Here is a 20,727-nt window from a genome sequence, read left to right on the forward strand (position 1 = left end):
GTCAGGTCTCGGCCCGGGGCGTCGCATTCATCTCGGCCCAGTCGAACTCCTCCTCCAGCACGTAGTAGGCGTCGTCGCCGATCGTGCCGGAGCGGCGCAGGGCCAGCACCCGGTCGCGGGCCGCCTCGATGGCGCGCCGACGGGCGGCATCGGCGGGCAGCGCCTCGGAGGCGAAGCCCGTGTCGCGGGCCTCGGCCTGCTCCAGGGCGATGCGGAACTCCTCGCGCAAGGCCTCGGAGGGGGCATCCTCGGCATTCTCCAGGCTCTCTAGGGCGGCTCGGTAGGCTTCGGTGCGGCCGTGCCCGACCTCGCGCCCGACCGGGTCGTTGTCCTCCAACCCGAGCCGGCCGAGCAGGAGACGCAGGGTCAGGCCCTGGATCGTCAGCGTGCCGATGATGACGCAGAACGCGGTGAGCACGATGAGGTCGCGGTAAGGAAAGCCCGGATCGCCGTCGGGCAGGGCCAGGGCCGTGGCGATGGTGACGATGCCCCGCATGCCCGCCCAGGACACCGCGATCCCGGCCGAGAGCCCGCGGTCGCGGGTCTCGGTCCCGTCGGCTCCCAGGCGGGCGAGGTGGGCCGTGGGCAGGACCCAGAGGAAGCGCACCACCACCACGGTGAGGAACACCGCCGCGCCGACCAGCGCGTAGGAGATCTGCTGCTCCCGGGTCAGGCGCTCCAGGATCGGGCCGATCTGCAGGCCGATCAGCACGAAGGCGAGGACGTTCAGCACGAACACCGCCGTGTCCCAGACCGCGTAGGAGACGATGCGGGTGCGCGGCGGGGTGTGGCCCGGCGCGATGCGCGCCACCGTGATGGCGAAGGTGACCACGGTGAGCACCCCGGACAGGTGCACGTGCTCCGCTCCGATCCAGATTCCGAAGGCGGCCACGAACTGCAGGACGATGACGCTCGGCGCGTCGGTGGCCGGGCGCGTGGCGGCGCTGTAGAGGAGGGCGAGGACCGGCCCGGCGACGAGGCTGCCGAGGATGCCCACGAGGAAGGCCGGGCCGATCTGGCTCACCGAGAAGGTGCCGGTGACCGCCGCCGTGACCCCGAGGCGGTAGATCATCAGCGAGCCCGCGTCGTTGAGGAGGCTTTCGCCGCGCAGGATCGTCGTGAGGCGGTGGGGCAGCGAGACGTGGCGCAGCACCGACAGCGCGGCCACGGCGTCGGGGGGCGCCACCACCGCGCCGAGCACGATGCAGGCCGCCCAGGGCATGTCCGGCACGAGCCACTTCACCACCACGGCCACGGCGGCCGTGGTCGCGACCACCGCCCCGAAGGCGAGGCCGGCGATCGGGCGCCAGTGGGTGCGCAGGTCCCGCACCGAGGTGTCGTAGCCCGCATCGAGCAGGACGGGCGCCAGGAAGAGGGCCAGCGCCAGCTCCGGGTCGAGCACCAGGTTGGGCACGGCCGGGATGAAGGCGAGGCCGATGCCCCCAAGGGCCAGGAAGACGGGATAAGGGGCACCCACCCGGCGGGCGAGCCCCGCCAGGAGCACGGCGCCGAGAAGGACGCCGACTGTCCATTGAAAAATCATCATGTCGAGGGGAACGCGCCAGCATGGCCCCGGGATCATTCGCCCCGGCGCGAAACCCGGCGCGAAACCCGGCGCGAAACCCGGCGCTGCCGGTCAGCCCTGCGCGAGGGTGACGGCCAGCTCCGGCTTGTGGTTCAGGGTCTGGAACACGACGCAGTAGCGCTCTGTCAGCTTGAGGAGCTGGTCGAGCTTGTCCGGGGGGGCGTCCGTGTCGAGGGCGAAGGTGAGGCGGATCGCGCGGAAGCCCACGGGCGCCGCCTTGTCGACCCCGAGGGTGCCGCGGAAATCGAGGTCGCCCTCGGCGCTCACCGTGCCGGACCGGAGCGCGATGCCGATCGCGGTGGCCACCGCCTTCAGGGTCACGCCGGCGCAGGCCACCAGGGCTTCGAGCAGCATGTCGCCCGAGCAGAGCTCGGCGCCGGAGCCGCCGGTGGCCGGGTGCAGGCCTGCCACCGCGAGGGCGCGCCCGGTCTCGACCTTGCAAGCGATGGCCGTGTCGTCGAGGCTGCCCCGGGCCCGCAGGGTCACCACGGCCGAGTCCGGGGCGTTGCGGTAGCGGTCCTTGATCGGGGCCTGGAGCGAGCGCAGGGTATCGGCGTCCATGGGCGTTTCCTTCTCCCGTCTTCCGGTTCTTCTTCTCCGATCCGATCTAGGGCGCCCCGTCGGCGCGGCGAATGCGGACGGGGGGGACCGAGCCTCGCGCGGGCCCGCGGGGTGCCCTATCTGAGGGGCGTCGGCGGGGCCCCTGTCCTCCGGCCCCGTCCTGTCAGGAGAGTCCATGCGTCGTCCCAGCGTGAGTGCAGCCGTCCCGAGGGCGCGGATGGCCGTCCCCGGCATCGCCGTCGGTCTCGTCCTGTTCGCGACCGGGGCAGGGGCCGCCGCGCCGATCACCCTCGCCAACCATCGGGCCGTCTACGATCTCTCCCTCGCCGAGAGCAGCGGCACGCGGGCGGTGGAGAGCGCGCGGGGGCGCATCGTCATCGATTTCACCGGGGATGCCTGCAAGGGCTACACGATGCAGACCCGCCAGGTGACCGTTCTGGAGAGTGGCGAGACCGGCAGCCGCACCTCGGACCTGCGCAACAGCACGTTCGAGAGCGGGGACGGGCGCAGCTACCGCTTCAAGACCAGCACGGTACTCAACGGCACTCCCGGCCAGGCTGTGGACGGCACCGCCGAATCGAGTTCCGACCTCCTGAAGGTCAAGCTGAAGGAGCCCAAGCGCGACCAGTTCCAGGATGCGGGCGAGGTCCTCTTCCCCACGGTGCACATGCGGCGCCTGATCCAGGCGGCCCGCGACGGGCAGAGCACCGTCTCCGTCAAGGTCTTCGACGGCTCCGACGATGGGCGCAAGGTTTACGACACCCTCGCGGTCATCGGCCGTCAGGTCCCGGCGCCGGCGGCCTCCGACAAGGCGGCCGAGCGCGACAAGCCCCTGCGGGAGGGGCCGATGGCGACCGTGCCGCGCTGGCCCGTCACCCTGAGCTATTACATTCCCGGCGAGGGCGAGCGCACGCCGATCTACGTCCTCAGCTTCGACCTCTACGAGAACGGCGTCAGCGGCGCGCTGCGGCTCAACTACGGCGAATTCGCGGTGGTCGGCGACCTCACCCGCCTCGACACCCTGGCGTCGAGCAGCGACTGCCATCCCTAGCCCGTCCGACCGGGTGAGGGGCGGGTCCGCACCGATGCGGCGTGCGAGGATTCCGAGCAGGGCCTTCTGCACGGAAATCGTGCATGGCCGGCCTTCCCGGGCCCGGTTGGATCAAATTTTCGGCGTTCGGGTAAAGGAATGTCGGGGGGCGCCCCGTCTTATGGCCTCCGCAACCTCAGGATGGCCATGGGCGAGACCCTCACAGCAACGCAGACGAGAGTGATCCTGCCTGCCCTCTGCTGGAATCGGTATCGTGCCGATTTCTACGCAGTCACCGCCGATCTCTCCGTCACGGGTCTTCGCTTTCGTTCGTCCGTCGTGCCGTCCCTGGGCGAGATCTTGTCCTGCAGCATCCGGCACGCGGGCGCGATGGAAGTCCAAGTCATCGAGGGCGGCAAGGAGCAGTTCGTCACCCGGGTGATCCGCGCCGAGGCTCCGCTGCCCGTCATCGTGCGTCGCCTGCTCGACCTCGCCGCCGAGCAGAACGGCGGCGAGGTGCCCCAGCGCGTCCATCCGCGCTTCGTGCCGGATTCGCCCGACATCCTCGTCACGATGTCCTGCGGCACCCGGATCCCGGGCCGCCTCCTCAACGTCTCGGCCTCGGGCGCGGCCGTGCGGATCGACATCCGCTTGGAGCCCGGCACGCAGATCACCCTGGGCCGAACGCCGGCCACGGTCGCGCGCTGCTTCGAGGACGGCATCGGCGCGGCGTTCCTCCAGCCCCTTCCGGCGAAGGATCTTGGGCCCCACGTCCTGTTGTGACGCGCGATCTCTTCTCGTGACGCGGGAGTGCCTCCGGCCCGTCCGAGGCCGGTCCGGTTTCTGAGGCGATCAGGAGGGGGCGATCCGGGACGGGATAACCGGCGACGCAACCGCTGCGGGACCGCGCGAAAGGCTACAATTAAGTTTCTATCAAATGATCGGGACTAGCCTGTGGCCTCGCCCTCCAGTCGGAGACTTGACGATGCGGTACGCGGACGATGCGACCCCGATTCCGTCAAGTCCTGTCCGGTTGGGTCGATCCGGCAGGCCCCACTGCTGGCGATAACCTGAAGATCGCTCAGCTGATGCCGCGTCCACCTGCCCCCGTCCTCGCCTGCCCCTCCCTCGCGTCCGGGCCGCTCGTCTCCCCCGCCGCCGGGGCGCGGGTGCGCGAGGCCACGTGGGGACGCCGGGCGGGTGATCGCGTTCGCGCCTCGGCACCGGGGAGCCCGGAGCCGGCGGCCGAGGGGGCGCCGTCCCGCGCCGCGAGCCTTCGGACCAATCGCTACGATCTGGAGGCCCGCGCCGGCCATCTCGACGAGGTGCTGCAATTCGCACCCTACCTGGCCTTGACCCATACGGTGGTCGTCGGTGCCGTGCTGCTGCTCTTCTGGAGCGAGGCGCACCGGACCTACCTGCTGATCCTGTTCGGCAGCGTCGCCGGTCCCATCACCCTCGCGGCGATCGGGGCGCGGCGCTACCGCCGGCGGCGCCTGGGGGAGCGCGACGTCGTCACCGGGCATCGGCTCGCCGCCCTGTTCTCGCTGATCCTGGGGCTGGCCTGGGCCAGCATGCCGCTGATGATCCTCCCCACCGCGGGCACCCAGGACCAGACCTTCGTGGTGGCCATCGGGGCCGGCCTGATGGCCACCACCTACACCTTCGGCTCGCTCGCGCATCTCGGCCTGGTCTACTCCGCGCCGATCGCCCTGGGCAGCCTCGCCGCCCTGTTCCTCGTCGGAGGGGCCGCCAACGGGTGGCTGGCGATGCTGATGGGCGTCTATTCGGCCTTCGTCGCCTTCACCGCCGGGCGGATGGGACGTCTCTCGGAACAGCGGATCATCGATCGCGTCCGGGTCGGCGAGCAGAACGAGACGATCAGCCTGCTGCTCCATGACTTCGAGGCGAGCACCAGCGACTGGCTCTGGGAGACCGACCCGCTGGGACGCCTCCAGCACGTATCCGAGCGCATCGGCCAGGTGGCGGGCGAGGACCCGGCGATCCTGCACGAGGCGCCGTTCGCGGCGCTCTTTCTCGGCGTTCGCAAGCCCCGTCAGATGACCCCGGAGATCGCCGAGATCCTGGCCCTCGTCGCCGAGCGCAAGGCCTTTCGCGAGCGCGTCGTCGAGGTCACCATCGGCGGACTGACGCGCTGGTGGCGCCTCAGCGGCAGGCCCATCACCGACGGCGGTGAGACCTTCCTGGGCTTTCGCGGGGTCGGTTCGGACATCACCGACACCCGCCAGTCCGAGGCGCGGATCGCCTATCTGGCGAGCTACGACCCGCTGACGGGCCTGGCCAACCGGACCCAGTTCCAGGACGTGGCGACCCAGCTCTGCGCCCGGGCGCAGACCGGGGGCGAGGCCTGCGCGCTGCTCTATCTCGACCTCGACGGCTTCAAGTTCGTCAACGACACCTTCGGCCATGCCCTCGGCGATGTCCTGCTGGTCCGGGTGGCCCAGCGCCTGACCGGCACGGTCCCGCCCCAGGGGCTGGTCTCGCGCCTCGGCGGCGACGAGTTCGCCATCCTTCTGCCCGGCGGCGACGAGGATGCCCTGACCGAACTGGCCCGGCGCCTCATCGCGGCCCTGAGCACACCCTACACTCTCGACGGGGTTCAGGTGGAGATCGGCGCCAGCGTCGGCCTCGCCCTGGCGCCGCGCGATGCGCACAGCCCCGAAGGCCTCCTCAGCAAGGCCGATCTCGCCCTCTACCGGGCCAAGGCCACCGGCCGCGGCAAGGTCCGGGTGTTCTCGCCCGACCTCGAGGCGACGATGCGCCTGCGGCGCGAGCTCGAGGTCGATCTCAAGCGGGCGGTGGCGCAGGGCGAATTCAGCCTGCACTACCAGCCCCTGGTGGGTCTGGAGGACGGTCGGGTCCGTACCTTCGAGGCCCTGCTGCGCTGGACCCGCGGCGCCGGCGGCCCGGTCTCCCCCGCCGATTTCGTGCCCGTCGCCGAGGCCTCGGGCCTGATCACCGAGATCGGCCGCTGGGTCCTGATGCAGGCCTGCCGGGAGGCCGCGCGCTGGCCCGACGACATCCGGCTGGCGGTGAACCTCTCGCCGATCCAGTTCCGGAACACCGACCTCGTCGCCGACGTGACCCAGGCGCTGGAGGCCAGCGGGCTGAGGCCGGAGCGCCTGGAGATCGAGGTCACCGAGTCGGTGTTCTTCGAGATGAACGCGACGACCATCGCCAACCTCAACGAGTTGCGCGCCCTGGGCATCCGCGTGGCGCTCGACGATTTCGGCACCGGCTACTCGTCGCTGAGCTACCTGATCCGGTTCCCGGTGGACAAGATCAAGATCGACCGCTCCTTCATCAAGGACATGGACAGCCGACCCGAATGCCTGGCGATCATCGAGGCGATCCTGACCCTCGCGCGCAAGCTCTCGATCACCGTCACCGCGGAGGGCGTCGAGACGAGGGAGCAGGCGCAGATGCTCAGGGCGAGCCGCTGCGACGACATCCAGGGCTTCCTCTTCAGCCCGGCCCGACCGGCCGACGAAATCCCCCACCTCATCGCATCCCTGCCGGTGCGCTTCGGCGAGATTTTCCCCCTCCTGCCCCTGATGTTCCGCCGGGCGCCGGCCTGAGGCCGTCCTAAGCGCGCAGGCGCTCGGCCACCGCCGCGGCGGCCCGCGCGCCCTCCGCATAGGCGCCCCCCGCCGTGCCCCATTGCAGGCGCGACAAGGCCTCGCCGGCGAACCAGATCCGGTCCGCCACGGGCGCCTGCAGGCGGACCCGGGCATCGGCATGGCCCGGCGGCACCACGGCCCAGGATCCGCGCGCCCAGGGGTCGTGGCGCCACGCGCTCACCGCCGGGATGCTCAGGTCGTGCAGGGCGCGGGCGCCGACATGTGCGGCGAGCGTCGCCCGCACCAGGTGGCGGACCCCGTCCGGCCCGGCCCCACGGGCGTCGAGGGCGGCGGCCATCGGCGCATCGAGCTCGAAGAAGTGGAACGGCGTGCCGTCGATCCGGGTGAGGAGGCCCGGGCTCGCCTCGCGCCCGCCGACGAGGCTCGCGAGCCGGTCCGCCCCCCGGAATGGGCAGGAGGGCCAGTGCAGCACCGCATGCTCGTAGATGCCGGTGGCGAATCCCGTGATCGCGTCCGCGACCTCCGGGGGAAGGACGGGGGTGAAGAGAGGCGCGGCCCGCAGCACCATGGTGGGTATCGTGACGATGACGGCCCGGGCCGCGAAGCTCCGGGATCCCGTGTGCACCCGTACGCCCGCGCCCGACCAGTCGATGCCGGTGACCGGCGTCCCAAGGGCGATGGGCAGCCCCTGGGCGAGGCGGGCGAGATAACCGCCGTAGCCCCCGGCGATGAAGCGGTTGTCGCCGTACTCCATGCTGGGAAAGTCCTGGAGCGAGACGCGGGCGAGGGACTGCCCGGAGACCAGGCCGTGGACGCGCTCGACCCGCCGGCCCCAGGGTCCGAGGCCCGGCGGCAGGGCGGTGGCCGCTGGCCGGTCCGGCCCGGCCCAGCCCGCCTGGGTGCTCATCGCCCGGTCGGCCACCGCGAAGGCACGGCCGAGGGCCGCCGCCTCCGCCGGCCGGCCGCGCCGGCGCCCGACCCAGAGATGGCTCTCCTGGGCCGCCATCCGCAGGGGCTCCCCCCGCTGGGTTGCGAGCCGCACCAGCGGGTTGATCGGCCCCGCATGCAGCCAGTGCCCGCCGAGGTCGACGGCGTGACCCCGCAGGGAGACCGTGACGAGGCGCCCGCCGACCCGGTCGCGCGCCTCCAGGACCGCCACCCGGACGCCCAGGGCCGCGAGGCCGCGCGCCGCCGCGACGCCGGCGGCGCCCGCCCCGACGACGATGACCTCCGGATCGTCGGGCAGGGGGGCCAGGCGCGGCGCGATGCTTGGGCGCCAGCGTTCGTGCTCGGGGCGGGACGTCCGCATGGATGACGGTCTCGTTCCTGTCGGCGAAGGATGGCGATGGGCCTAGCAGAGGGCGGTGCCGGGCGACACCGTGCGACCGGTCGCACGCCGGTCACACGCCAGAAAACTCGGGCGTCCAGGGTCGGCGCCGCGAATCGCCCGTCCGCCGCCCGGCGGGACGGGTGGTGCAGCGATGGCCCGCACTTGCGCCTGCGCACGGCCATCGCCAGAACCTCGGGACACGGCGCGCGCGGGGGCGACGCAGGCCGGGACCTCACGAACGGATCGATCCACGACCACGGGATACCCAGGTATGCTCATCCAGGCCGCCTTCGCCGCCGTCCGGCAGGTGTTCTCAGCCCCCTTGCGCGCGATCCTGTGGAAGTCCCTCGGGCTCACGGTGGGCATCCTCGTGCTCGTCTGGTTCGGACTGACGCGGGCGATCAACTGGTTCCTGTCCCAGCACCATCTCTCGGTGGATTATCCCTTCCTCGATACCCTGGCGGTGTTCTTCGCCGGGGCCGGCCTGTTCGTGGGCCTCGCCTACGTCATGCCGGCGGTGTCGATCCTGGTGGCGGGCTACTTCCTCGACGACGCGGCCGAGATCGTCGAGCGCACGGACTTTCCGGGCGAGCCGCCCGGCCTCGCCCTGCCCCTCGGCACCGCGATGTTCTACGCCGTCCGCTTCGCCGGCCTCGCCCTGCTGGTGAACCTCGTGGCGCTGATCCTGTTCTTCGTGCCGGGGGTGAATCTCGTCGCGTTCTTCGGGGCCAATGCCTACCTGCTGTCGCGGGAGTATTTCGAGCTCGCCGCCGGACGCTTCCGGCCGATGGCGGAGGCCGGCGCCATGCGCCGCCACTACGGCGGCACCACGCTCCTCGCCGGCGTGCTGCTGGCCGGCCTGATGGTGGTGCCGGTGCTCAACCTCGTCACCCCGCTCTTCGGCATCGCCCTGATGGTGCATGTCCACAAGGGCCTCAGCCGGCGCACCCCGGTCGCTGGACCGCAGCCCCAGCCGCGCCTGCGCTGAGGCTCCCCCGGAGCTGCCGAGGGCCGAATTTCATCGTTCGGCCTCCCGTCTGGCCTGGAAGTGGTCTAGATACGCTGCACCAGGCTCAAGGACCGGCGCCGATCCAAGCCCCGCAGGGGCCGGACCGGCGCGGGGGCCGCTTTTCGAGACGCACGAGCGATGACCGGCTTCGAGACCCTCCCCCTGACCCGCCCCGCCTCGCAGCTCGTCACCGTGTTCGGCGGATCGGGCTTCCTCGGGCGCCACGTGGTGCGGGCGCTGGCCAAGCGCGGCTACCGGATCCGGGTGGCCGTGCGCCGGCCCGACCTCGCCCTGTTCCTGCAGCCCCTCGGCAAGGTCGGCCAGATCGTCGCCGTCCAGGCCAACCTGCGCTACCCCGACTCGATCGCCCGGGCGGTCCACGGCGCCGACATCGTCGTCAACCTCGTGGGCATCCTCCAGGAGACCGGCAAGCAGACCTTTTCGCAGCTGCAGGCGGAAGGCGCGGGCGAGATCGCCCGGGCGGCGGCCGCCGTCGGCGCGCCCCTGGTCCACGTCTCGGCCATCGGCGCCGATGCACACTCGCCCTCGCAATACGCCCGCACCAAGGCCCTCGGCGAGGCCCGGGTCGCCGAAGCCGGCGGTCCGCACGTGATCCTGCGGCCCTCGCTGGTGTTCGGCCCCGGCGACAGCTTCTTCAACCGCTTCGCCGCCCTGGCCCGTGCCCTGCCGGTGCTGCCGCTGGCCGGCGCCGCGTCGCGCTTCCAGCCCGTCTACGTGGCCGACGTGGCCGAGGCGGTGGCCCGCGCCGTGGAGGGCCACGTGCCCGCCGGCAAGGTCTACGAACTCGGCGGCCCGGAGGTCGAGACTCTGGAATCGCTGGTGCGCTACATGCTCAAGGTCACGATGCGCAAGCGCGTGGTCCTCGGCCTGCCGCAGCCGGCCGCGATGTTCCAGGCCCGCGCTCTCGAGGTGGTCGACACCCTCACCCTCGGCCTCCTGCCGGACAGCCTGAAGCTCACCCGCGACCAGGTCGTCCTGCTCCAGAACGACAACGTCGTCTCCGAGACGGCCAAGGCCGAGGGGCGTACCCTGGAGGGCATCGGCCTGCAGCCCACCGCCATGGAGGCGGTGGTGCCGGGCTACCTCTGGCGCTTCCGCAAGGCGGGCCAATTCGCCAAGATGCAGGAGTTCGAGAGCGCCATCCCCGAGACCCTGACGCCGAAGCCCTTCGTGCCGCGCAGCGGGAGCGGACCAGCCCTCGGGCCGGATTCGAATGCCCCGAGCCGGATGGGCGTGAGATGGGGCACCCGGGGCTGAGGCTTTCGCCCGTCACCGGAGTCCTCAGGGCCGGCGAAATGGTCTAGAGGGCGCCTCATGACTCACGCCACCTCGCCCCAGGCCGACACGCCCCGCGCCGGCGCGCCCCTCGTGCGCTTCGCGCCCTCGCCCACCGGCTACCTGCACATCGGCAACGCCCGGCCGGCGCTCCTCAACGCGCTCTTCGCGCGGGCGCGGGGCGGGCGCTTCCTGCTGCGCCTCGACGACACCGACCGGGAGCGCTCGACGCAGGCCTTCGCCGACGCGGTCTCCGAGGACCTCGCCTGGCTCGGGATCGTGCCCGACCTGTTCGCGCGGCAATCCGACCGGGTGGCGGTCCACGATGCGGCCGCCGAACGCCTGAAGGCGATGGGCCGGCTCTATCCCTGCTACGAGACGCCGGAGGAGCTCGAGCGCCGCCGCCGGCGCCAGCTCGGGCGTGGCCAGCCGCCGATCTACGACCGGGCCGCCCTGACTCTGACGGAGGCCGAGCGGGCTGCCCTGGAGTCGGAGGGTCGCACGCCGCACTGGCGCTTCAAGCTCGACGCCCGCTCGGTGGCCTGGGACGACCTCGTGCGCGGCCCCGCCCATGTCGACTGCGCCTCGCTCTCCGATCCGGTGCTGATCCGGGCCGACGGCAGCTACCTCTACACTCTGCCCTCCGTGGTCGACGACGCCGAGATGGGCGTCACCCACGTCATCCGGGGCGAGGACCACGTCACCAACACCGGCGTGCAGGTGCAGATCTTCGAAGCCTTGAGCAGCGCGATCCCGGTCTTCGGCCATCACAACCTCCTGACCACCGCGGACGGGGAGGGGCTCTCGAAGCGCCTCGGCCACCTCTCGCTGCGCGGCCTGCGCGAGGCCGGCTACGAGCCGGGCGCCGTGCGCTCGCTGGCCGTGCTCACCGGGTCGGCCGAATCGGTCCGCGCCGTGGCGGGCCTGGACGAGCTCGCCGGCCTCGTCGACCTTGCGCAGATCTCGCGGGCTCCGGCGAAGTTCGACCCGCACGAGCTCGACGGGCTCAACGCCCGCCTCGTCCACGTCATGCCCTATGCGGAGGTCGCCGACCGCCTCGCGGCGCAGGGGGTCGCGTCCGAGCGCGCCGCGGCGTTCTGGGAGGCCGTGCGGTCCAACCTCGCCAAGGTCTCGGAGGCGGGCGACTGGTGGCGCGTGGTCACCGGCCCGGTGAGCCCCGTCATCGCCGACCCGGCCTTCATCGGGGCCGCCGCCGCGCTCCTGCCGGCCGAGCCCTGGGACGGGGAGACCTGGAAGGCCTGGACGGGGGCCGTGAAGGCCACCACGGGGGCCAAGGGCAAGGCGCTGTTCATGCCGCTGCGCCTCGCCATCACCGGGCTGGAGCACGGGCCGGATCTCGCCGGCCTGCTGCCGCTGATCGGGCGGGACGTGGTGCTCCGCCGGCTGGCGGGAGAGGGCTGACGGCGGGTCCCTGCGGTGCATGCAGGCCCGACCCGCCGGCACCCGTGACTGTCGCTGGCCGGGTGGGGCGCCTATATGCGGGCCCGACGCCCTCTTCATCCCGAGTTCCTGACCCGAATGAGCACCGATCCCGCCCCGGCGGCACCGGCCGCGGCCGCGCCGCCCGCGCGCCCCGGCCTCGTCGCCACCTATCGCCGTCTCTGGCCCTATCTCTGGCCCCACGGCCGGCCCGACCTGCAGCGACGCGTCTTCCTCGCCTTCGGCCTGCTGATCGTCGCCAAGTTCGTGACGATGGTGACGCCCTTCACCTTCAAGTGGGCCACCGACGCCCTGGTGGCGCTGACCGACCCCAAGCCGGGTGCGGCCATCCCCACCGGGCTGTTTGCCGCCCCGATGCTGCTGATCGGCCTCTACGGCCTGTCGCGCATCCTCATGGCGGGTCTGACGCAGGTGCGCGACGGGCTGTTCGCCAAGGTGGCGATGCATGCGGTGCGCCGCCTCGCGCTCCAGACCTTCGAGCACATGCACCGGCTCTCCCTGCGCTTCCATCTGGAGCGCAAGACCGGCGGCCTGACCCGCGTGCTGGAGCGCGGGCGCGGCGGCATCGAGGAACTCTCGCGCCTGATGGTGCTGACGCTGGTGCCGACCATCGTCGAGTTCCTGCTCGTGATCGGCGTCCTCGCCTACGAGTTCGACTGGATCTACTCGGTGGTCGTGTTCGTGATGGTGGCGGCCTACCTCGCCTTCACCTGGAAGGCGACGCAGTGGCGCATCGAGATCCGGCGCCGGATGAACAATTCCGACACCGACGCCAACACCAAGGCAGTGGATTCGCTGCTGAACTTCGAGACCGTGAAGTACTTCGGCGCCGAGCGGCGAGAGGCGGAACGCTACGACGTCTCAATGGCCAAGTACGAGAAGGCCTCGACGCAGACCTACGTCTCGCTCGCGGTGCTCAACGCCGGCCAGGCAGTAATCTTCACCGTGGGCATGACCATCGTGATGTGGCTGGCAGCGCGCGACATCATGGCGGGGCGTACCACCCTCGGCGGCTTCGTGCTGGTCAACACCATGCTGGTGCAGCTCTCCATGCCGCTCAACTTCATGGGCATGATCTATCGCGAGATCAAACAGGCGCTGATCGACATCGACGACATGTTCCAGATCCTGCACCGCAACCCGGAGATCGCCGACCGGCCGGACGCGCTGCCGCTCGCCGTCTCGGACGGCGTGGTGCGGTTCGAGGACGTGCGCTTCGCCTACGACCCGGCCCGGCCCATCCTCAAGGGTGTCAGCTTCGCGGTGCCCGCGGGCAAGACGGTGGCGATCGTCGGCCCTTCGGGGGCCGGCAAGTCGACCCTGTCGCGCCTGCTGTTCCGGTTCTACGAGCCGCAGGGCGGCCGCATCCTCATCGACGGCCAGGATATTTCGCGGGTCCGGCAGGCCAGCCTGCGGGCGGCCATCGGCATGGTTCCGCAGGACACGGTGCTGTTCAACGACACCATCGGCTACAACATCCGCTACGGCCGCTGGGACGCCACCCCGGCGGAGGTGCGCGCCGCCGCCGCCCTGGCGCAGATCGACCGCTTCATCTCCGCCCTGCCGGAGGGCTACGACACGCCCGTGGGCGAGCGTGGCCTGAAGCTCTCGGGCGGCGAGAAGCAGCGCGTCGCCATCGCCCGGACCATCCTGAAGGGACCGCCGATCCTCGTCCTCGACGAGGCGACATCGGCCCTCGACTCCTTCACCGAGCGCGAGATCCAGGATGCCCTCGACACCGTGAGCCAGGGCCGCACCACCCTGGTCATTGCCCACCGTCTCTCCACGGTGGTCAATGCGGACGAGATCATCGTCCTCGACAAGGGGGTGATCGTCGAGCGCGGCGACCACGCCACCCTGCTGGAGCAGGACGGCGTCTATGCCTCCATGTGGAGCCGTCAGCGCGAGGCCGACGCCGCCCTGGAGATCCTCCAGCGCAGCGAGGCGGCGCTGCCGGTGCCCAAGGAGCGACCGGCCCTCGTGCCGGAGCCGGCGCCCGCCGCGTAGGGGCCGCGCCGTCAGCCCCGCTTGTCGGGTTGCGACACCGTCGGGTCGGGGCTGCGCCGTCAGCCCCGTTTGTCGGCCTGCGGCACAGCCGGGTCGGGGCTGCGCCGTCAGCCCCGTTTGTCGGCCTGCGGCACAGCCGCGGTGCCGTCGGTGGGTAGGACGAAGATCTGGCCGGGATAGATCAGGTCGGGATTGCGGATCTGCGGCTGGTTGGCGTCGAAGATCACCGTGTAGCGCGTGCCCTTGCCGTAGATGCGCCGGCTGATCTGCCACAGGCTGTCGCCCCGGACGATCGTCGCGGTCCCGATCTCCGGGACGAAGACCGTGGGGCTCCGGTCCATGAGCGCCGGGGTCTGTGCCTGCATCTGGGCATGAGTCTGTGCCTGCATCTGGGCATGAGTCTGGGCATGAGTCTGGGGAGCCGTCTGGGCCGTCTCCGGGACGGGACTTTTCGGCCCGCGCGCCTCGGCCTGGGCGGGCGGCGTGCCCGCGGTGGCGCGGGGCGGGGCCTGCGGCGACGGAGATCCCGACGCGGCTGCGTCCCGCGCGGCCGAGTCCTGCGCACGCGACGCCTGCGAGGGAGATTCTCGCGAGGCGGATTCGCGCGAGGGTGTTTCCTGTGAGCGGGCTTCCTGCGACGTCCGGGCCGGCCGCGCCGGGGCGGGGGCTGCCGACGCGGGTGCCGGCGTCGGCGCTTGCGGGGTTCCGGTCCCCGGGTTCGGGGGCGTTGTCCGGGGCACGGCCGCCGGGGGCAGCGTGGCCGGGTTCTCCGGCGTCCCCAGGCGTGCGACCGGGCCGGGCGCCACCGGCGGGGTGCCCGGCTGCGCGACGGCGGCCGCGCCCTCGGGCGATCGGCCCGCGCCCGCTGCCGCCGATTTGGCCACGGCCGCGGGCACGGTGAAGGCGACCTCGGAGCGGGTCTTCACCTTGCCGGAGACGGGATCGACCTGGTCCACCCGGACCTTGTAGTCGCCCGGCCGGACGCCGCGCCCGATGGTGAAGGCCACGCGCCCGTCGGCGCCGGCACTGCCGGGCGCCACCAGGGCGTCGTTGAGATAGAGCCGCACGGTGGCCCCGGGCGGGGCTTGGCTCGTGACGTAGAGCCGTCCGCCCTCTTCCGCCTCGACGCTGACGATCTTCACCGGTCCGGTGCGGTCCGCGTCGGCCCTGCCGGAGCCGGCCTCCGCCGCCGGATTCCGGGAGGCGCGGCCGTCGGGCACGGTCGTTGCGACGCGGCCGTCGGCCTTGCCGGTCCGCCCGCCCCCGGCCCTGTCCGAGAGATCTCTCCCCGAGGTGCCCTTGCCCGCGTCCGCCTTGTCCGAAACGGCCTTGCCGGAATCCGTGTTGCCGAGATCCGACTTGCCGGACTCGGTCTTGCCAAGCTCGGTTTTGCCGGTCGCGGCTTTCCCCGTCTCGGTCCTGCCCGCATCGGCAAGGGTGGTCCCCGGCGTCGCCGGAGCCGGGTCCGGCTGCGAGAGCACGATGGTGGGCTTGTCGGGGGAGGTCAGGGCGATGAGGGGCTTGGCATTGCGATGGGGCGAGACCACCACCGCCACGCTGTCGCGCGAGATCCGGGCCTGACCGTCGGCACCGAGCACCCGCAGGGTGATCTCACTGCTGCCGGTGGGCAGGGCGGGGGGCACGATGGCGAACTGGCCGGAGGGGTCGACGAGCGCACGGGCAATCGGCTCGTTGTCGCGCAGAAGCTCGACGGTGGTGTTGGGCGCGGCCCGCCCGGCGATCACCGCCTCGCCATTGGGCTCGATCCGGATGATGTCGAAGGTCGGCGCCTCGCTGCCCGGCGAGGTGCCCGAGGCCTGCGCCGACGGCTGGCCCGGGCCCAGGGCCGCCAGGGGCTTTCCCGCCGGCGCCGCCCCCTCCCCGGGGCTCGCATCCCGCCGGACCGGCGGATTCGGCTCGGCTGCGCCGTCCGTCCGGGCGGGGGGCTTGCCGGTGGGGGGGGCGCTCTCCTCGGGGGCGCCGGAGCCCGCCGGGGATCCGAGGCCGCGCTTGAACAGGGTGCCTGCGCCGTAGAGGGTGACCACGAGGGCAAAGCCCGCCAGAAGCCCCACGCAGGCGAGGAAGATGCTCCGTCGCAACTCCGCCCTCATGACACGCCACTCCTTCGTCCACCGGCACGGCGGCCGAAATTCCATCGCCGCGGGATCGGGCCCGTCGACAAACCGGCGATTGATGGCGACATATTAGCGAACATGATCGGATCACCAAATCATACCCGCCGGATCACGGCCGGATCTTCCGTAAAATCAGCAGTTTGGCTCGTGGACCGCGGCGGACGGGCCCCGGCCGCTGCGCATCAGGGAGGTCCGGCATGGCTCCGGTAAGGACGGTCTGCGTCTATTGCGGCTCGGGCTTCGGCGGCGATCCGGCCTTCACGGCCGCGGCCGTGACCCTCGGCAAGGCCCTGGCGGAGGCCGGGATCGGCCTCGTCTACGGCGGCGGCAATGTCGGCCTGATGGGCACCGTCGCCCGGGCGGTCCTCGAGAACGGCGGCCACGTCACCGGCATCATCCCGGATTTCCTGAAATCGCGCGAGCGCATGCTCGACGAGATCCAGGAGACCATCGTCGTGGAGGACATGCACACCCGCAAGCGGCTGATGTTCGAGCGCTCGGACGCCTTCGTGGCCCTTCCCGGCGGCATCGGCACCCTGGAGGAGTTGGTGGAGCAGCTCACCTGGGCGCAGCTCGGCCAGCACAACAAGCCGATCCTGCTGCTCTCGGTGGCAGATTTCTGGACGCCCCTCCTGACGCTCCTCGACCACATGCGGGGGCAGGGCTTCATCCGGGAAGGGCTCGACCTGAGCTACCTCGTGGCCACCGAGGCGGCCGACGTGGTCGGCCTGCTGCGCGACGCGGCCGGATCGGTCGCGCCGGCCCCCGCCGCCGAAGCCCTGGTGGCGGAGCGGTTCTGAGGCGACGGCCCCGGCGCGGCGGCCCGGCTCAGGTCGCCACGCTCCAGGTCGTCCCGTCCTTGCCGTCCTTCACGGCGACGCCCATGCCCAGGAGTTCGTCGCGGATCCGGTCCGAAGCGGCCCAGTCCTTGGCGGCCCGGGCCGCGCGCCGGTCGGCGATCAGCGCCTCGACCCGGGCGACGTCGACGCCGGCTGCCCGGATGGTGCCCTGGTCGCGCGCCGACTTCGTCTGGGTAAGCAGGCCGAGGAGGTTCGCCCCGGCCTTCAGGGCCGCTGGCTCGTCGAGGCGGTGCAGCTCGGCGAGTGCCGCGGCGGTGTTGAGGTCGTCGAGGAGCGGCTCGCGCACGCCCTCCGGGATCGCCGCGGCCGCGGCCACGTCGCCGACGACCCCGTACCAGCGGTCGAGCATCCGGGCCGCCTCCTCGAGGCCGCGCAGGGTCCAGTCGATCGGCTGGCGATAATGCGTCTTGAGCATAGCGAGGCGCGCGACCTCGCCGGGCCAATCCTTCAGCACGTCCCGGATCGTGATGAAGTTGCCCAGCGACTTCGACATCTTCTCCCCCTCCACCTGGAGGAAGCCGTTGTGGAGCCAGACGTCGGCCATCACGTCGGTGCCGAAGCAGCAGCGCGACTGGGCGACCTCGTTCTCGTGGTGCGGGAAGATGAGGTCGATGCCGCCGGCATGGATGTCGAACCGCTCGCCGAGATGCTTCCAGGACATCGCCGAGCACTCGATGTGCCAGCCCGGCCGGCCGGGCTCGGCGATCCCGCAGGGGGAGGGCCAGGACGGCTCGCCGGGCTTCGAGGGCTTCCACAGCACGAAGTCGAGGGGCGAGCGCTTGTAGGGCGCGACCTCGACGCGGGCTCCGGCTTCCATCTCGTCCAGGGGACGCTTCGAGAGGGCGCCGTAATCGGGCATCGAGGGCACGTCGAAGAGCACGTGGCCGTCCGCCACGTAGGCATGGCCGCGCGTCACCAGGCCGGCGATGATGGTGTGCATCTCGGCGATGTGGTCGGTGGCCCGCGGCTCGACGAAGCGCGGGCGCCCGCCCGGCACGTTGACGTCCTCCGGCATCAGCACGCCGAGTTCGCGGATGTCGGCGTGGAAGGCCTTCAGGGTGCCGTCGGTGAGTTCCCGGATGCTGATGCCGCGCTCGGCGGCCCGCGCGTTGATCTTGTCGTCCACGTCCGTGACGTTGCGGGCATAGGTGACGTGGGGCGCGCCGTAGAGGTGGCGCAGCAGGCGAAACAGCAGGTCGAAGACGATGATCGGCCGGGCGTTGCCGATATGGGCGGCGTCGTAGACGGTGGGGCCGCAGGCATACATCCGCACGTTCGTGGGATCGATCGGCGTGAAGGCGGCCTTCTCGCGGGTCAGCGTGTTGTAGAGCCGCAACATCGAGGCCATGAAACTTTCCTTACGTCCCGGGCCTCCATCCGGACCCGTCCGTCCCTGAAAACACCGCAGCGCGTTGGTTTCGCGCGGCTTTTGCCGCAGCGCACCCAAGCGCCCGCCACACCGTCGCCGCGTTCCGCCCGGGGCCCTGTTGCGCGAAGGCGACGGCCGGGCCGCCCGTCCTGCGCTACCCCAAAACCATGAGCAATTCGAGAACGACGCCGGACCGGCACGCCTTCGAAACGCCTGCCGCGAAAACGACGGCACGGCGAAAGGGTTTGTTAACCTGGTGCCGCGAAATTTTCGCCCCATACGCTTCCGACACCAGCAAGGTTCTGCCCATGCGCCGCGCGACCGCCAGTATCGGCGCTCTTCTCGCTCTCGTCCTCTCCGCCCACGGCGCCCTCGCCTCCGACGGGGAGAGCCCGGCCAAGGCACCCGGCACCGTCGAGAAGACGTTCCTGATCCCGTCGAGCGAGGGGTACGGCGTCGGCGACTGCCTCACCAATGGCGAGAGCGCCTGCGGCCAGGTGGTGGCCAATGCCTGGTGCGAGGCGCAGGGCTTCGCCTCTGCCGGCTCCTTCGGCGTCGCCGCCCAGGACGAATATACCGGCGCGATCCCGCCGGCCCCGGTGGCCAAGCCCGCCGAGCGCCCGATCCGGATCACCTGCCAGGATTGAATCCTCGGGTGGGATGGATTCCGCCCGAGCGTGGCAGGCAGCCGGGTCGCTCCAACGTGAGGCGATCCGGTCTCCCGGCCTACTTCTCCATGAACGCGTCGCAGCGTGGCGGCGGCTCGGTGCCCCAGGGCATCAGCGGCACGGCGGAGGTGGAATTCTTGGGCGAGCCCTGAATCACCTTGTCCGAGTAGACCATGTAGATCAGCGTGTTGCGTTTGGTGTCGCAACCGCGCACGATCTGCATCGACTTGAAGATCAGCGACCGGCGCTCGCTGAACACGACCGCGCCCTGCTTGAACTTCTCCTTGAACTGCACCGGGCCGACCTGACGGCAGGCGAGGGAGATGTCGGAGACATCCTCCGCGAGGCCGAGGGTGCCCTTGATGCCGCCCTTCTCCGGTTGGGTGTACCAGCAGGCCACCCCTGCCACCGACGGATCGTCGATCCCGTAGACCACGAGCTTGTCGTTGGGTGTCAGAGGTCGCCACACGGTCGACTTGTCGAAGATGCGGTCCGCATCGTCCGCGCGCGCCGGTTGTGCGGCGAGGCCGAGCCCCAGCGCCAGCGCGCAGCCTGTGAGACCCCGAAGCCACATCATCGTATCATTCCCCTCAGTTTGTTCCGAGCGGATGTGGGAAGGGTGTCGCGGTCGTGCGAGGGTCGCTAATAAACTTGTGTTGAGCCCGTTCGCCTCCGCTTCGTCGAAGTTTCCTTCAGGGGACGTCGCGCGGCGGCGTCCCGCCATCCATTGCAATCAGGCCATGCCGCTGATCCCCTCCCAGATCCGCACGCTCGTCCGAGTGCTCGCCGGCGTCCTCGCCGTCACCACCCTGACGGGTATCGCTGAGGCGCAGACCTCCGCCTGTCTGCGCTACCGCTCCGAACTCGCCGGCCTCAGCGACGGCGCCAGCACCGCGCGGGCCCTGCAGAACGAGATCGGCCGCCTGAATGCCTATTATCGCACCCTGAACTGCGAGGGGGGGCGGTTCCTCTTCTTCGATTCGCGCCCCCCGCAATGCGGTGCGGTTGAGCAGCGCATCCGCGCGCTCAACGCCGGCTACGGCGCCGAGAACGGCGAGGTGACGGCCGCCCGCCGGCAGCAGCTCACGGAGGCGATCGCCGCCGCCTGCACGGATGCGGCGAGCCGCAGCCTGATCAAGGCGGACGGACCTCCGGGCGAGGCGCGCGCGCGGGGTGGCGCGCAGGTGATCTGCGTGCGCACCTGCGACGGCGCCTACTTCCCGATGACCAACCTGCCCGACGGGCGCGAGGGCGCCGACGAGCTCTGCCAGGCCCTCTGCCCCGGCGCGGAAGCCGCCGCCTATTCGATGCCGCACGGCGACGAGGCCCTGAAACAGGCCGCCACCGTGAAGGGGAGCCGCGCCTACACGGCCTTGCCCAACGCCTTCAAGTTCCGCACCTCCTTCACGCCGAACTGCTCGTGCAAGCGCGAGGGGCAGAGCTGGGCCCAGTCCCTGGTCAAGGCCGAGAGCATGCTGGTCCGGCACAAGGGCGACATCTTCGTCACGCCGATGCAGGCCGAAGCCCTGTCGCGCCCGCCGAAGGTCCGCCTGACCCTGGTGGGACGGGCCGACAAGACCGCCGCGGGCCTCGCCGCCGACGCCGCCACGCGCAGTGCCGGCGTCGCCTCCGATGCGCCTGCGCTGACGGAGCCGGCCGCGGCCGTGCCGGGGACGGGCGAGGAGCGCCAGCCGGTGCGCATCATCGCCCCGAACCTGTTCTCGACCGCCCCCCGGCCGGGGAATCCCTGAAGGGGGACAGTCGGCGCCGCGCGGCCAAAAAACGGGAACCATCCCGCTCGCATTCTGTTCCGA

General features: G+C 71.4%; 16 protein-coding genes. 10 read left to right on the top strand and 6 right to left on the bottom strand.

The annotated features are described in order from the left end of the window. Window position 1 precedes the first annotated feature (1 nt). Both ASG51_RS16590 and ASG51_RS16595 read right to left on the bottom strand, forming a co-directional pair. Window positions 2-1,546, bottom strand: coding sequence for a sodium:proton antiporter (locus ASG51_RS16590; RefSeq protein WP_056211663.1), 1,545 nt, complete (start codon window positions 1,544-1,546; stop codon window positions 2-4). Between the two features lie 90 nt (window positions 1,547-1,636). Then, window positions 1,637-2,146, bottom strand: coding sequence for an OsmC family protein (locus tag ASG51_RS16595; protein ID WP_056381919.1), 510 nt, complete (start codon window positions 2,144-2,146; stop codon window positions 1,637-1,639). Window positions 2,147-2,321: 175 nt separating this feature from the next. Here ASG51_RS16595 and ASG51_RS16600 point away from each other — a divergent pair, with 175 nt between their 5' ends. The 3 genes from ASG51_RS16600 (at window position 2,322) to ASG51_RS16610 (ending at window position 6,775) form a co-directional block, all read left to right on the top strand. Continuing rightward, window positions 2,322-3,197 (top strand): cell envelope integrity EipB family protein, encoded by an 876-nt coding sequence (locus ASG51_RS16600; RefSeq protein ID WP_082487479.1) that lies wholly within the window; start codon window positions 2,322-2,324, stop codon window positions 3,195-3,197. A 186-nt stretch (window positions 3,198-3,383) separates the two neighbouring features. After that, window positions 3,384-3,959: a PilZ domain-containing protein gene (locus tag ASG51_RS16605; RefSeq protein ID WP_056381920.1), complete on the top strand. Its 576-nt coding sequence runs from the start codon at window positions 3,384-3,386 to the stop codon at window positions 3,957-3,959. 305 nt (window positions 3,960-4,264) lie between these two features. Continuing rightward, entirely contained in the window at window positions 4,265-6,775 is a 2,511-nt protein-coding gene (locus tag ASG51_RS16610; RefSeq protein WP_056381922.1) for an EAL domain-containing protein, read from the top strand. Between the two features lie 7 nt (window positions 6,776-6,782). Here ASG51_RS16610 and ASG51_RS16615 read toward each other — a convergent pair whose 3' ends face one another. Beyond that, window positions 6,783-8,087, bottom strand: coding sequence for an FAD-dependent oxidoreductase (locus ASG51_RS16615; RefSeq protein ID WP_056381925.1), 1,305 nt, complete (start codon window positions 8,085-8,087; stop codon window positions 6,783-6,785). Between the two features lie 292 nt (window positions 8,088-8,379). Between ASG51_RS16615 and ASG51_RS16620 the strand changes: the two genes are divergently transcribed. The 4 genes from ASG51_RS16620 (at window position 8,380) to ASG51_RS16635 (ending at window position 13,881) form a co-directional block, all read left to right on the top strand. Then, complete coding sequence (locus tag ASG51_RS16620) at window positions 8,380-9,096, top strand: sulfate transporter family protein (RefSeq protein WP_056211675.1); 717 nt, start codon at window positions 8,380-8,382, stop codon at window positions 9,094-9,096. Between the two features lie 159 nt (window positions 9,097-9,255). After that, the gene (locus tag ASG51_RS16625) at window positions 9,256-10,395 is read left to right on the top strand and encodes a complex I NDUFA9 subunit family protein (RefSeq protein ID WP_056211677.1); all 1,140 of its coding nucleotides are present in this window, start codon (window positions 9,256-9,258) and stop codon (window positions 10,393-10,395) included. A gap of 57 nt (window positions 10,396-10,452) precedes the next feature. Next, the gene (gltX, locus tag ASG51_RS16630; protein ID WP_056381926.1) at window positions 10,453-11,835 is read left to right on the top strand and encodes a glutamate--tRNA ligase; all 1,383 of its coding nucleotides are present in this window, start codon (window positions 10,453-10,455) and stop codon (window positions 11,833-11,835) included. Window positions 11,836-11,952: 117 nt separating this feature from the next. Then, the gene (locus tag ASG51_RS16635; protein WP_056352055.1) at window positions 11,953-13,881 is read left to right on the top strand and encodes an ABC transporter ATP-binding protein/permease; all 1,929 of its coding nucleotides are present in this window, start codon (window positions 11,953-11,955) and stop codon (window positions 13,879-13,881) included. A gap of 107 nt (window positions 13,882-13,988) precedes the next feature. Here the strand turns inward: ASG51_RS16635 and ASG51_RS16640 are convergent, their stop codons facing one another. After that, window positions 13,989-15,992, bottom strand: coding sequence for a LysM peptidoglycan-binding domain-containing protein (locus ASG51_RS16640; protein ID WP_056211682.1), 2,004 nt, complete (start codon window positions 15,990-15,992; stop codon window positions 13,989-13,991). Between the two features lie 221 nt (window positions 15,993-16,213). On the opposite strand from ASG51_RS16640, the gene ASG51_RS16645 reads away from it, so the two are divergent. Then, on the top strand, window positions 16,214-16,816 hold the full coding sequence (locus tag ASG51_RS16645; RefSeq protein ID WP_056211684.1) for a TIGR00730 family Rossman fold protein: 603 nt from the start codon (window positions 16,214-16,216) through the stop codon (window positions 16,814-16,816). A 28-nt stretch (window positions 16,817-16,844) separates the two neighbouring features. Here the strand turns inward: ASG51_RS16645 and cysS are convergent, their stop codons facing one another. After that, the gene (cysS, locus tag ASG51_RS16650) at window positions 16,845-18,224 is read right to left on the bottom strand and encodes a cysteine--tRNA ligase (RefSeq protein ID WP_056352063.1); all 1,380 of its coding nucleotides are present in this window, start codon (window positions 18,222-18,224) and stop codon (window positions 16,845-16,847) included. Window positions 18,225-18,553: 329 nt separating this feature from the next. Between cysS and ASG51_RS16655 the strand changes: the two genes are divergently transcribed. Beyond that, entirely contained in the window at window positions 18,554-18,892 is a 339-nt protein-coding gene (locus ASG51_RS16655) for a hypothetical protein (protein ID WP_056211689.1), read from the top strand. Between the two features lie 79 nt (window positions 18,893-18,971). Here the strand turns inward: ASG51_RS16655 and ASG51_RS16660 are convergent, their stop codons facing one another. Beyond that, window positions 18,972-19,487, bottom strand: a complete 516-nt coding sequence (locus tag ASG51_RS16660) for a CreA family protein (protein ID WP_156389772.1) — start codon at window positions 19,485-19,487, stop codon at window positions 18,972-18,974. Between the two features lie 166 nt (window positions 19,488-19,653). Here ASG51_RS16660 and ASG51_RS16665 point away from each other — a divergent pair, with 166 nt between their 5' ends. Continuing rightward, on the top strand, window positions 19,654-20,664 hold the full coding sequence (locus ASG51_RS16665) for a DUF2865 domain-containing protein (protein ID WP_056276647.1): 1,011 nt from the start codon (window positions 19,654-19,656) through the stop codon (window positions 20,662-20,664). Window positions 20,665-20,727 lie beyond the last annotated feature (63 nt).

Source organism: Methylobacterium sp. Leaf465 (assembly GCF_001424705.1).
Classification (GTDB): domain Bacteria; phylum Pseudomonadota; class Alphaproteobacteria; order Rhizobiales; family Beijerinckiaceae; genus Methylobacterium.